The organism is Aliisedimentitalea scapharcae (assembly GCF_045277565.1).
Classification (GTDB): Bacteria; Pseudomonadota; Alphaproteobacteria; order Rhodobacterales; family Rhodobacteraceae; genus Aliisedimentitalea; species Aliisedimentitalea scapharcae.
The window spans coordinates 183,331-196,153 of sequence record NZ_CP123584.1; the positions used below are offsets into that span (position 1 = coordinate 183,331).

The 12,823-nt window shown below is 55.5% G+C and carries 10 protein-coding genes; 2 read left to right on the forward strand and 8 right to left on the reverse strand.

What is annotated here, in order from left to right; translation table 11 throughout:
* Positions 1-30 precede the first annotated feature (30 nt).
* Complete coding sequence (locus tag QEZ52_RS00970; RefSeq protein ID WP_406647133.1) at positions 31-1,047, forward strand: C-terminal binding protein; 1,017 nt, start codon at positions 31-33, stop codon at positions 1,045-1,047.
* A gap of 9 nt (positions 1,048-1,056) precedes the next feature.
* Here the strand turns inward: QEZ52_RS00970 and QEZ52_RS00975 are convergent, their stop codons facing one another.
* From QEZ52_RS00975 to QEZ52_RS00995, 5 genes are read right to left on the reverse strand one after another with little or no spacing between them, the layout of a single operon-like run.
* Positions 1,057-1,896, reverse strand: coding sequence for an EamA family transporter (locus QEZ52_RS00975; RefSeq protein WP_406647135.1), 840 nt, complete (start codon positions 1,894-1,896; stop codon positions 1,057-1,059).
* Positions 1,893-3,248, reverse strand: a complete 1,356-nt coding sequence (locus QEZ52_RS00980) for an aspartate aminotransferase family protein (RefSeq protein ID WP_406647137.1) — start codon at positions 3,246-3,248, stop codon at positions 1,893-1,895. Before QEZ52_RS00980 ends, QEZ52_RS00975 begins: the two co-directional genes overlap by 4 nt.
* Before the next feature lie 58 nt (positions 3,249-3,306).
* The gene (gene phnY, locus QEZ52_RS00985; RefSeq protein WP_406647139.1) at positions 3,307-4,755 is read right to left on the reverse strand and encodes a phosphonoacetaldehyde dehydrogenase; all 1,449 of its coding nucleotides are present in this window, start codon (positions 4,753-4,755) and stop codon (positions 3,307-3,309) included.
* Between the two features lie 14 nt (positions 4,756-4,769).
* Positions 4,770-6,014, reverse strand: coding sequence for a phosphonoacetate hydrolase (gene phnA, locus QEZ52_RS00990; RefSeq protein ID WP_406647141.1), 1,245 nt, complete (start codon positions 6,012-6,014; stop codon positions 4,770-4,772).
* Positions 6,015-6,036: 22 nt separating this feature from the next.
* The gene (locus QEZ52_RS00995; RefSeq protein WP_406647143.1) at positions 6,037-7,224 is read right to left on the reverse strand and encodes a 2-aminoethylphosphonate--pyruvate transaminase; all 1,188 of its coding nucleotides are present in this window, start codon (positions 7,222-7,224) and stop codon (positions 6,037-6,039) included.
* Between the two features lie 116 nt (positions 7,225-7,340).
* Between QEZ52_RS00995 and QEZ52_RS01000 the strand changes: the two genes are divergently transcribed.
* Complete coding sequence (locus QEZ52_RS01000; protein WP_406647146.1) at positions 7,341-8,231, forward strand: LysR substrate-binding domain-containing protein; 891 nt, start codon at positions 7,341-7,343, stop codon at positions 8,229-8,231.
* A gap of 34 nt (positions 8,232-8,265) precedes the next feature.
* Here the strand turns inward: QEZ52_RS01000 and QEZ52_RS01005 are convergent, their stop codons facing one another.
* From QEZ52_RS01005 to QEZ52_RS01015, 3 genes are all read right to left on the reverse strand, one after another.
* Positions 8,266-10,287 carry a putative 2-aminoethylphosphonate ABC transporter permease subunit gene (locus tag QEZ52_RS01005; RefSeq protein WP_406647148.1) on the reverse strand — a complete coding sequence of 674 codons (2,022 nt, stop codon included), beginning with the start codon at positions 10,285-10,287 and terminating at the stop codon, positions 8,266-8,268.
* A complete protein-coding gene (locus QEZ52_RS01010; RefSeq protein ID WP_406647150.1) occupies positions 10,287-11,399 on the reverse strand; it encodes a putative 2-aminoethylphosphonate ABC transporter ATP-binding protein in 1,113 nt (370 codons plus the stop codon). The genes QEZ52_RS01005 and QEZ52_RS01010 overlap by 1 nt, the downstream gene beginning before the upstream one ends.
* Before the next feature lie 135 nt (positions 11,400-11,534).
* The gene (locus QEZ52_RS01015) at positions 11,535-12,557 is read right to left on the reverse strand and encodes a putative 2-aminoethylphosphonate ABC transporter substrate-binding protein (RefSeq protein WP_406647152.1); all 1,023 of its coding nucleotides are present in this window, start codon (positions 12,555-12,557) and stop codon (positions 11,535-11,537) included.
* Positions 12,558-12,823 lie beyond the last annotated feature (266 nt).

The window sequence follows — 12,823 nt, forward strand, 5'->3', positions numbered from 1 at the left end:
TTTCCCTGAACTGCAAAAAAGGGAACCGAGATGAAAATCGTCCGGACCGACCGCGAATTGCAAACGCCCCGATTGGACACAGCATTGACAGCGGCCGGGCATGAGCTTGTGTTGTTGCCAGACGGGGTACCCGAAGATGATTTGATCGCGGCCTGCACCGATGCCGACCTGGTTCTGATGTGTTATACGCCGATTACACGGCGGGTGATCGAAAATGCGCCGCGGCTGAAAGGGATCGTGAAATACGGTGTCGGGATAGACGCCATCGACATCCCCGCCGCCATCGACAACGGCGTCTCTGTGGTCAACATCCCGGAATACGCCGAGGAAACGGTGGCCGAAGGTGCATTTGCACTGATGATCGCGCTGGCCAAGAAGCTGACCCGTTTAAACACCCACATGACCAAATCGGGTTGGGCCTGGCCCGAGCCGACTTGGCTAGGAACCGACATCGCTGGAAAGACGGTGGGAATTATCGGGTTGGGCAAAATCGGACGCAGCATGGCGCGCATGGCCGGAGCTGGGTTCCGGGCCCGGGTCATCGCCTACAGCCCGCATTCCTCTGACGACGAGATGCGAAAGCAGGGCATTGAAAAGATAGAGAATTTGCACGATTTTCTGGCGCAATGCGATTTTGTCACCATCCATAGTGTCCTGAATGATGAAACCCACGGGCTGATCGGTGCGGCCGAACTGCGGACGATGAAGGAAACCGCATTTCTGATCAATGTGTCACGCGGTGCCATCGTGGACGAAACCGCGCTGGTTCAGGCGATCACACAAGGTTGGATTGCAGGCGCGGGATTGGATGTATTCAGCCAGGAACCTCTGACACGCCGTGGCCACCCGATGAGCGCACTGTTTGACCACCCCGATGTGATCCTATCCCCGCATCTGACGTTCTACACCGAACAGGCGATGCAACGGCTGGAAGACGAAACGCTGGAACGCTGTTTGGAGGTTCTGGAGGGGCGCGACGTTCAGATTACATCAACGGACCCAAGGTTGCGCGCCCAGACCTCGGGCGTCACGTTCACAAGTCGGTAAACCACAGTTTCATTTTCCCAAAGCAATCAGGATTATGCCGGCTCCAACGACCATCGCGGCAAACAATCGTGTGCTCCGGGGCCCCTCGTCAAACCACATCACTCCGATCAACGCAGCAAAGATCACTGACGTTTCCCGCAACGCAGATACAAGCCCCAGCGGAGCCAGCGTCTTGGCATACAGAACCAGCGCATATGCGGTTCCCGACACAATGCCGCCCATGAATCCAAGAAACAGCGCCTTGGCCGGTTCGGCCCGCAGTCGGTCAATCCGGGTCGGGAACAGGAACAAGACGATCAGGATCTTGGACAGAAACAACCATGTGATATAACTTAACGCATTGCCCGACAGCCGGACACCTACCCCGTCCACCAACGTATAGATCACCACGGTTCCGCCAATCCCCAAGGCTGCAAAAACCGCATTCTTGGACAGGGCCGATTGAAACGCACCGCGCGCCAAAAGCATAATTCCCAAGGACACGCACAGGATTCCGATCCACGCTTGGATCGGCAATTTCTCTCCCACGATGCCCTGTGCCCCGAGCGCCACCATAACCGGCGCAAAACCGCGTGCGACCGGATAGATCAGGCTCAGATCCCCCATCCGGTACCCGATGTTCAACATAAAGAAATAGACCCAGTGGATCAGAATGGACGCCACCATATACGGGATAGCGGCCATATTCGGTGCGGGGACAAAGCCAATGAAAACCAGGCTCCAAACCACATGCCCCAAGGCAATCATGCCTAGGGTGATCACCCGATCTCCCGCACCTTTGACAATGGCATTCCACAAGGCATGGAGAAAGGCGGCCGACAGAACGACCAACCCAAACCAAACCGTCATGCAGCAGCTTTTATTGCAGTCACCACAATCTCCAGTGCCCGATCCAAATCAGCACGCGAGATGGTTAATGGCGGAGACAACGTCAACACACACCCTTGGCTGATCTTGAAACTCAAACCAGCGTCGAGACAGGCATAATATATCTGTTCTGCCCGCGCATTCCCGGGGGTCTTGTCGGCCCGATCTTCAACAATTTCGACACCGAACATCAGACCACGACCGCGAATGTCACCAACGATCTCGACATCACCCAGCCGGTTCTGAAGCTGATCCATCGCATATTGGCCCAACTCGGCCGAGCGTTCGACCAAACCTTCTTCTTCGATGATCTGGATCGTGGTCAATGCCGCCCGCGATGTCACCGGATTCTTTTCGTGGGTGTAATGCCCAATGGCGAAATCACCACACACATCCAGGTCAGCCCGCGCCACACAGGCAGCGATCGGCAAGATGCCCCCGCCCAATGACTTGCCCAGCGTCACGATGTCCGGAATAATTTCATCATGCTCAAATGCGAACATCCGACCCGTCTTGCCCAACCCGGTCGGGATCTCGTCCATGATCAGCAAAGCACCACGCCGATTACAGGCTTCGCGCACGGCCTTCCAGAACCCCGGAGGCGGCACATAGGGAACCGCGCGCATTGGCTCTGCGATAACGGCGGCCACGTCGCCCTCGCGCTCCAGCACAAAATCCACCATCTTGGCGCAGGCCAATCCACACGTATCCGGACCGGCGTGATTATAGGGGCACCGATAGCAGGCAAAAGGCGCAACATGCTCGGTTCCCGGCAACAATGGTCCGGCAATATGGCTGCGGAACGTTGCTTCGCCGCCGACGCTGGCCGCGCCCATGCCAGCACCGTGAAAGGAATCCCAGAAGGAAATCGTCTTGAACCGGCCCGTCGCAGCACGGGCTATTTTCAGAGCGACCTCATTGGCGTCCGACCCGCCGGTGGTAAACAAGACCTTGCCCAAATCCCCCGGCGCAATCTGTGCAAGCTTTTCTGCCAGTTCGACCGCTGGGTCATTGGTAAACCGGCGCGGAGCAAATGGCAGATCATCCAATTGCGCTTTGATGGCTGCCACCAGTTTCGGATGCCCATAGCCAATGTGATGCACAGAGTTCCCATGGAAATCCATGAACCGGCGCCCATCCATGTCCTCAATCCAGATGCCGTCTGCCTTGGCAATGGTACTGACACAGGGGCTGGACAGGCTTTGATGCAAAAATGCCGATGAATCCCGTCTCAACAGCGGCTCAGACCGGGGCCCGATGGATTTCTTTAGCCAGGTCCTCCGCGCATCGGACGTGTTGGACTCTCCTTCGGTGTGAACGATCTTGCTGGACATGGGGCCTCGCTGAAAAAAGGGCGGCCCAAATGGGCCGCCAGGGAGAACTTGGAAATGATTATTTGGGCCAGGGAAGCGAGTAAGTTTTGACGTTTGTGAAGAACTTCATGGCTTCTGTTACGCCTTCTTTCACTGCGTTTCCGCTGTCCTTGATACCTCCAAAGGGAGAGGTTTCGATGCGGTATCCGGGTTGTTCCCAGATGTTGCAGGTGCCCACATCCAAACCATTGATATAGGAAATCGCCCGGTTCAGATCATTGGTGCAGACACCGGATGACAGACCGAATGCAGTTGAGTTCGAGATCTCCATGACCGCGGCGTCATCGTCGGGCACCCGCACGATTGGAATAATCGGGCCAAAGGTTTCTTCCATAACCAATTCGCTGCCGTGGGGCACCTTGTCGACCACGATCGGTGGCAGCAATGCGCCCTGGCGGCCAGGGTGGTACAAGATCTCGGCACCTTCTTCTTCGGCCATATAGACCCGCTTTTCGAACAGCTCTGCTGCCTGGGCATGGATCACACAGCCCAGTTCGGTTTCCGGGTCCTGCGGGTCGCCAAATTTGATTTTCTTGGCCTTTTCCAGCACCAGGGGCACGAATTTTTCGGCCACGCTTTCCTGCACCAAAATCCGTTTGATCGCGGTACACCGCTGACCCGAATTTCCGGTCGCCCCGGCCACGGCAATGGTCGCCGCCTTGTCCAGATCTGTGTCACTCAGGTCGTTGCAGATGATCAGCGGGTCATTGCCGCCCAGCTCCAGCGCCTGTCGGGTATAAGACGCCTTTTCGGCGATCAGCTTGCCCACCGGCACACCACCGGTAAAGGTGATGATATCAATATTTTCATTGACGATCATCTCTTCGCCAATGTCCTGGGGCCAACCGGTGACCACCTGGAACATCTCGGGCGGCAGGCCTGCTTCGTAGAGGATATCGGCCAGCGCCAGCGCCGTCAGCGGCGTCAACTCGGTCGGCTTGCAGACCATGCAATTGTTGGTGGCAATCGACGGGGCGATCTTGTGGCTGACCATGTTCAGCGGATGGTTGAACGGGGTAATCGCTGAGATCGCCTTGACCGGTTCGCGCTTGGTAAAGATTTTGCGCTCTTTGCCGTTGTGGGTCAGGTCGCAGGAAAAAATCTCACCATCGTCGTTCAACGCCTGGGCGGCGGCGAACTGGTAAACATCCTGAGCGCGCTTGGTTTCATAAATCGCATGCTGGTGGCAAATGCCCAGTTCCAGCGTCAGCCATTTGGCCAGGTATTCGCGTTTTTCGCCGATCAGCTCACCTGCACGCTGCAGGATCTGTGATCGCTCATAGCGCGACAGTTTGGATTTGTAATTGGCCGCGATTTCAAACGCCTTACGCGCGTGTTCGGCCGTACCCGCAGGTACGGTGCCGATCACCTCGTCCGTATAGGGGTATTTCACCGGGACGACAGCGTCGGTAAAGACGATCTCGCCGCCGATGCGCATACCTTCGTTGCGGATTTCGTTTTGTGTCATGGGCTGGTCTTTCATCAGAGGGCCGCCGCCTGGGTGGCGTAAAAGAACGCATCAAAGTTGCGCAGAACCGGTTGCTCTGGCAAGGGCAGAACCCGATTGCAGATAAACGGGACTTCCTGTTCGGTGAGCCCGCCATGGCTGCGCAGCGGTTCCTTGAGCGCCGCCAGATCGTGACGATGTTCGGATGTGCCGATGCAGATGTTTTCGCCTGACACCATCACGATGTCTCCAATCCGGTCGCTGGGCAGTTCGAACCGGGCCACGGCCTGGGCGTTGGTCAACACATGAGTGATCCCGTCAATCGCCAGCAAACGGTCCATGATGTCTGCCTGATCAGCCCCTTCGGGCAGATAGCAGGTGGCAAAGGAGCCCAGCGCGCCGTGGTGCACCACATAAGGGTCAGTAATCGGCAGGATCACCCGCGCCGCGCCTTCGCCCAGCCAGTCATCCATCAAGTCCTGCGCATAGATCACCGCGGGGCTGCCATCGGCCAGATGCTTGGGCTTCATACCGTGGTCAGCCGTCACCACAATGGCCGCACCCAATTCGTCCAGTTCACCCAGATAGCGGTCGAACATTTCGTAGAAGTCCAACGCGCCTTGCTGTTCAGGGGCGAATTTGTGCTGGATGTAATCGGTGGTCGACAGATACATCACGTCCGGTTTGAAATCTCGCAGCAGCTTGACGCCCGCTGCAAAGACAAACTCGCTCAACTCCGCGGAATAGACTTCGGGAACCTCCATACCCAGCCACTCACTGGCATTGTCGATGCCGTGTTCTGCCTTGGTGGTTTCGCCCGAACGCTCTGATGAAAACGCCACGGCGCGGTCTTCGTCAAACTTCAGACCTGCGCCCAACAACGCGCGCAGCTTGTCCTTGGCCGTGACCATCGCCACCCGGGCACCTGCTTCGTAGAATTTGGAGAACAGCGTCGGGGCCCGCAAGAACCGCACATCGTTCATCATGACTTCTTCGCCAGTGTCCGGGTCAATCAGATAATTGCCGCAAATCCCGTGTACGACTGGTGGGCGTCCGGTTGCGATCGACAGGTTGTTGGGGTTGGTAAACGACGGGATCACCGAATGCGCCAAACGATCGGTGCCGTCGGCCCGCATCCGTTTAAGGTTCGGCATCAGGCCTTTTGCAATCGCCACTTCGAGGTATTCGGGTTCGCAGCCGTCCAGGCAGATCGAAATCGCGCAAACCTTGGGCACATCATAGGCCCGACCATTTGCTACAACAGGGGATGATATAGTCATGAAAGTAGTTCCTCTTATGATCTCAGGCGGCCAGCTTGGCGCGTTCTTGAAGTGCAATGGCCGGAGGAGCGGCGCTGGTCACACCCATCTCGTCCAACGTTTCCTTGGCGGCGGCTACGACCTGCCGCATAACGTGTTCGTCCATCTGACCGATACACCCAACGCGGAAACTGTCCACAACCGTCAGCTTGCCGGGGTAGATGATGAAACCCTTGTCCTTCATCAACTCATAGAACCGGTCAAAGACGAATTTGGCATCGTCCGGGCAAAAGAATGTAACAATGATCGGAGACAACCAGCGATCCTTGAGCAGGGCTTCAAATCCCAATTCGCGCATACCATCGACCATGACATCGCGATTACGGGTATAGCGCGCCCCACGTCCGGCTACGCCGCCTTCATCTTTGTGGGCCCGTAGCGCCACCAGAAAGGCCGCAACCACATGAGTCGGTGGCGTGAACCGCCACTGGCCGGTCTTGTTCATATGCGCCCACTGCGCATGAACATCCAGGCTCAGCGAATGACTGTTGCCCTTGGCCGCCTCCAGTTCGCTCTTGCGGGCGATGATGAAACCAAACCCCGGAACACCTTCGATGCATTTGTTGGCCGACGACACCATGGCCTCATAGCGGATATCCTCGACTTTCAACTCGATCGCGCCAAAGGCCGACATCGAGTCGATCAGAAGTTTGCGCCCTGCAGCATAGGTGGCCTCGGAAATCTCCTCGACCGGATTCAGAATACCTGAACTGGTTTCGCAATGAATCGCGACCACATGGGTGATGTCCGGATCATCGGCCAGGATCTGCGCAACCTCGTCGCCGCGGGGGGGAAGGTAATCCCCCTTGTCCAACACCACATGCGCCCGCCCGAGATATTCCAGCGTCTGGGCCGACCGCATCCCATAGGCACCATTGGCCAAAACCAAAGCCTTGCCATCACGCGGAATAAAGGATGCCAGCATCGCTTCGACAGAGAATGACCCGCTGCCCTGCATCGGCACACAGTCAAAGTCGGCAGACCCATCGCCCAACAATGACAACAGGCTGGTTCGCAGTTCGCGCGTCATGGCGCGAAAGTCTTCGTCCCAGCTGCCCCAATCACGCAGCATGGCTTCTTTGACCGCATAGGATGTTGTCAAAGGGCCAGGTGTCAGCAGATAGGGTTCCCCCAGTTTTGGCCGTTCAAGTCCGGTTTCAGGAGCGGTCATTTTTCATCTCCGATATGATCTTTCAAGAACACCATTGCAGCAACATCTTCTATATGTGAAATTGCAATTAACAATCGTTGCATAGGTTCAGCCTATACAAAAATCAGGAGCAATTCATGCGCCACAGCCAATTGGTTGCATTCCACTATGTTGCTTTGTTGGGCGGGTTTTCACGAGCAGCGGAAAAGCTGTACCTGACCCAACCTGCGATATCGGAGCAGGTCAAAAAATTGGAACAGGACCACGACACCCTGTTGTTCTTTCGCGAACGCAAAAGGGTTCGGCTGACCAACGAGGGAGAAGCGCTTTTCCGTCTGACCAAACAGTATTTCGAAATCGAACAGCAGATGGGCGAATACCTGTCATCTACCAGCGCAGCCGTCGCAGGAGAGTTGCGGATCATCGCAGATTCTGCCTACCACATTACCTTTTTCCTGGGAAAGTTCCGAAAACGATATCCGAACATCACTGTTATTCTACGAACCGGAAACACAGAAGAAGTCCTCGAAGCGTTGCGCACCTACAATGCCGAAATCGGGATCATCGGCAGCCCGTCCCCGGGCAAGGACATGGATACTTTGAAATTGGGAACTTCGGAAATCATTGCATTTGCCGCCCGCGGGTTTTTATTGCCATCAAAGCAATCCCTTTCGCTGGCCGAATTGGCAAGGCAGCCGCTCATTTTTCGCGAAACAGGCTCTAAAACGCGTCAAAAGCTGGAAGACGAGGCACGTAACCAGGGCATCACGCTTTTGCCTGCCATCGTTGCAGAAGGACGCGAAACTGTGCGCGAGGTGGTGGCATCCGGTGCGGGGATCGGGTTTGTGTCACAGGCTGAATATGTCAAGGACGACCGGCTGACCCAAATCAAACTGTCCGATACCAATATCCAGATGAGCGAAACCATTGTTCACCTTGGGCAACGACGAGATGTCCGGGTTATTAGAGCATTCATGGAATTTGCTCGAACCGCGCAGGCCGAAAAGGAAAAACACGCCGACGGATAGGTCGGCGTGCCTGTTGTCTCTCCCAGAACGCGCCTCAGCGGGTGCGCCAGGCCTGGGTTCGGGTCAAAACACCCTTGGACACCAGAAGGTGTATGATCCGCGCCGCCGCGTTGGTGTAAAAGATCATCATCCCCATCGCCGCCGCCGGTGCGATGTCCCCGGCGTCATCCATGTTCAGAACCGCAATCGACGCCAATGATGTCTTGGGGGAATACAGGAATACAACCGCAGACACCGTCGTCATCGCATTGACGAACAGATAGATCGAAATATCCAGAACCGAGGGCAAACACACCGGTACCGTCACCCGAGTGAAAAGCTTCATTGTGGGTTGCTTCAGCGACGCCGACACCGATTCAAATTCCCGATCCATCTGTTTGAGCGCAGTCACTGCCGTCAGGTGGGAAACCGTATAAAAATGCGTCACCGAACAGATCACCAGGATTGCCATGGTGCCATAGATCCCGTTCAGCGGATTCGATGGGTTGTTGAAGAAAAAGATGTAGGCGAGCCCAAGAACCATTCCAGGGATAGCCATCGGCAGCATTGCAAACATCTGAAACAACGCCCGGCCCAGCTTGAACCCGTTCGATTTTTCGACCAGGTAGGCCCCAAAGAACACAATCGCGGTGCCAGCCACGGCCGTCAAAAGACCCAGCTTGATCGAATTGTAATACGATCCCCAGCCACCGCCATCCATCTTGTCGAACTGATAATTGTTCAGGCTCAAACTCAGGTCATAGGGCCAGAATTTGATCAGCGCCGCGAATTGGCAGACCGCCAGGATCCCGACAATGAACACCGCGACCAATGTGCAATAGGCCAGAGACAAGCGGTCAACACGCTCATTGGGCTGCGGCTGATACGGAACCGAACGCGCCGACAACAATGCCACCTGCTTGGACTGGACCAGACGGTCGATGCCAAAGGCCAGGATCGCCGGAACCACCAAGACCACTGACACCACAGCCCCCATTTCAAAATTCTGCTGACCGATGACCTGTTTGTAGATATCCACCGCGAGCACGTTGAATTGGCCTCCGATCACTTTGGGCAGGCCAAAATCGGTGATCACCAGATTGAACACCACAAACGCCGCAGAAATCAGACCATAGCGCGCCCCGGGAATGGTCACGGTCCAGAAGGTCCGCCAAGGTGACGCGCGTAGGCTGGTGGCCGCTTCGTACAGCCGGGCATCCGAAATCGCCAAGGCCGTTGAAATGATCATGAACGCGTGCGGGAAGGTAAAGAACACCGATCCAATCACGATCCCGATCGGGCCATAGATACTGGCTCCAAACAACAGCTCCTTGATCATGCCCTGATTGCCGAAAAGATACACCAATGCGATCCCGGGCAACAATGACGGCACCAGAATCGGGGCCATGGCAATCAATCGAAACACACCTTTGTAACGCATACAGCTTCGGTTCAACGAATAGGCAAACCAGAATGCCAACGTCACGGTCACAATCGTGCTGATGACCGCGATCCACAGCGAGTTCTTGATCGAGTTGAACAGCGCAGGTGTCGAGAAGTAATTGACAAAGTTGTCGACGCCCGTCGCCTTGACCGGGCGCAATTGAACCCTGCGGAAAGTATTGGAATCCAGTGTCACCCATTCCAGGTCATTGTGCAGCTTGGATCCAACCAGAAAGCGCCCGCCAGCAGCTTTGTTGCGCACCATATACATTACTGGGCTGCGAAAGCTGAAATCCGGGAAGAATTTTGTTACAGGCAGCCGCCCGTCCGATCCGGTACTAAGCTCCAAGTCCTCGTAAGCGCCCGTTTCGCGGTTCAGCTGTGCGCCAGTCAGGATCGTACCATCGAACACGCCATTTTCATCGCTGACCTGAAATTCATACTGTGACAGTTCCATCCGGTAGGTCGAAAACGATTTTGACAGCATCGCATACAATGGAAAGGCAAGGGTGATGACCAGATAAAGGGCGATCACCATCATGCCCCCGCGCATCATGATGTCATCGCGGCTCAGCTTGCCCTTGACCACCGGTCCTTCGGGGAGCTTGTTTGACGTGCTAGACAGTACAGACATCAGCTTGCCTCCGGTCGCTCGAACGCCATCAGGCGGTCGATTGGCAGTTCAATGGACATCTGTTTGCCTTCTTCCAATCCCAGACGTCGAATTGCATTGATCGAAAAATCCGCGATCAGTTCAGATCGACCAAACCGTTCATTCTGCAATCGGCAGCGCCAGAACGAGCCCAGGAATTCCATTTCGTGCAGCAAAACATCAATGCAGTTCCGGTTCGGATCATCCGAGACATACCCCTCTTCGTGCGGGATGACGTCTTCGGGACGGATGGCCGCCACAACCGGCGTCCCGTCCCCGAATGCATGTTCGTGACACGCAAAGGTTTTTTCCCCAACACTGAGGCGCCCGCCTTTGGTCACCATGGATTCAATCTGATTCATTTCACCGATGAAATCTGCAACGAACAGATTGGCGGGTTCGCGGTATATTTCCGTGGGAGAGCCGACCTGTTCGATCACCCCATGGTTCATCACCACGATCCGATCCGCCATTGCCAACGCTTCTTCCTGATCGTGGGTCACCATGACTGTGGTTACACCCAATTTGCGTTGCAACTCTTTGATTTCATGCCGCAGATGCACGCGCACCTTGGCGTCCAGTGCAGACAAAGGTTCATCCAACAGCAGAAGACCGGGATTGGTGGCAATCGCACGGGCCAGAGCGATCCGCTGTTGTTGCCCACCCGATAGCTGTGCAGGGTATTTGCGGCCCTGATCCGGCAGGCCCACCAATTCCAACAGCTCGCTGACGCGTACCGCGATCTCCGATTTTCCGCGGCCGGTATTTTCCAATCCGAACGCGATGTTCTTTTCAATAGTCAGGTTTGGGAACAGGGCATAAGACTGGAACACAATGCCAAAATCCCGTTCCGAAGGGGGCAGGTTCGACACGTCCTTGCCATCTTGCATCACCGTGCCTTTGGTCTGCAGATCCAGACCGGCAATGGCCCGCAACAATGTGGTCTTGCCACAACCCGACGGGCCAAGAAAGCAGACAAACTCGCCTTCGTTGATGTCCAGGGAAATGTCCTTGAGAGCCAGGAAATCACCGAATGCTTTCCATAGGTTCTCGATACTTAGGTAAAGGTCGCCAGAAGCGTTTGCTTGTTTCACAGGGTCGGGTCCTTACGTCTTCGCGGTGCGCGCGTCGAAACGGGCCGGCAGGGCCGGGTTCGTTTGATTCAATCTGTTGGAGAGCATGGGCAAGCTGTAAGCGAAGGGCGCGGATGCGCCCTTCGCCTCCAAGACTTAGTTCTTGGGGTCGGATTTACCGTCGTACCGGCTCTGCCATTCCTTGAGGATAGCTGCGCGGTTGTTGGCGGCGAATTCAAAGTCATTGTCGATCATTGCATCCAACAGACCTTCTGGGAAGTGTTCAACCGGCTTGGCGACGCCAGGGTAAGCAACAACAGCGTATCCGGTGTTGTACATCTCATTGGCTTCCTTGGTCACGGTGAAATCTACCAGAGTCTGGGCGGCTTCGAGGTTGGCAGTCCCTGCAACGATTGCAGTGGCTTCCATGTCCCAACCAACACCTTCGGACGGCACGATGATCTCCAGAGGTGCACCAGCGGCCTTGGACTTGGCACCCCTGAAGGCAAAGGAAATGCCGATCGGAATTTCACCAGCTGCGGCCAATTTGCACGGTTTAGAGCCTGAATGGGTATAGCGCGCGATGTTTTCATGCAGCCCGTCCATATAGGCCCAGCCACCTTCTTCACCAAACATTTGCAGCCAGCTGGACACATCCAGGAAACCGGTGCCGGAAGAGTTCGGGTTCGGCATGATCAAATGACCCGCGTACATCGGGTCGGTCAGATCCTTCCACGATGTTGGTGGGGTCAAACCATTCTTTTCTGCTTCGACGGTGTTATAACAAACCGAGGCCACCCAGGCGTCCATGCCAACCCAGGCCGGAGGGTTGTCGTTATCGACAAACTTTGGGTCCAGCTTGTCCACACCAGCGGGCGCATAGCCTTCCAGCATCCCTTCGGATTTCAACAACAGCAACGACGTCGCCGCCAGACCCCAAACAACATCCGCCTGTGGGTTGTCGCGTTCGGCCAGCAGCTTGGCGGTAATAATGCCCGTAGAATCGCGCACCCAATTGATCTTTATGTCTGGATGGCTGGCATTAAAGGTTTCAGCATAGCGGGCCAGGTCTTCGGCCTCCACCGCAGTATAAACGGTCAACTCGGTTTCTGCCGCTGCCGCAGTTGCAAACAATGCACCTGCCAGGAAAGTCGTAAAATTCTTTGCAGTCAGTTTCATTTATTTCTCCTCCGTTGGTCTTGATTTTTGTCGACTGCAAACGACCAGAGCTGCAGTCGGATTTTTGAAAACAGTTTGGCAGTTTCCTGCCACAAGAAAAATCGATTAATCCTACCAGTTGATCAGCTAAGCCTATACTAAAGCCACGCGTACAAACCAGAGATCGATTCCCTTGATCGCGCCCCAAACGTTATTGCCGCATGTTCGGTCGCTTCCGACCAGAGATTTTTTCCCAGCTTCCATACGATTGGGATCGGTTTTCAACC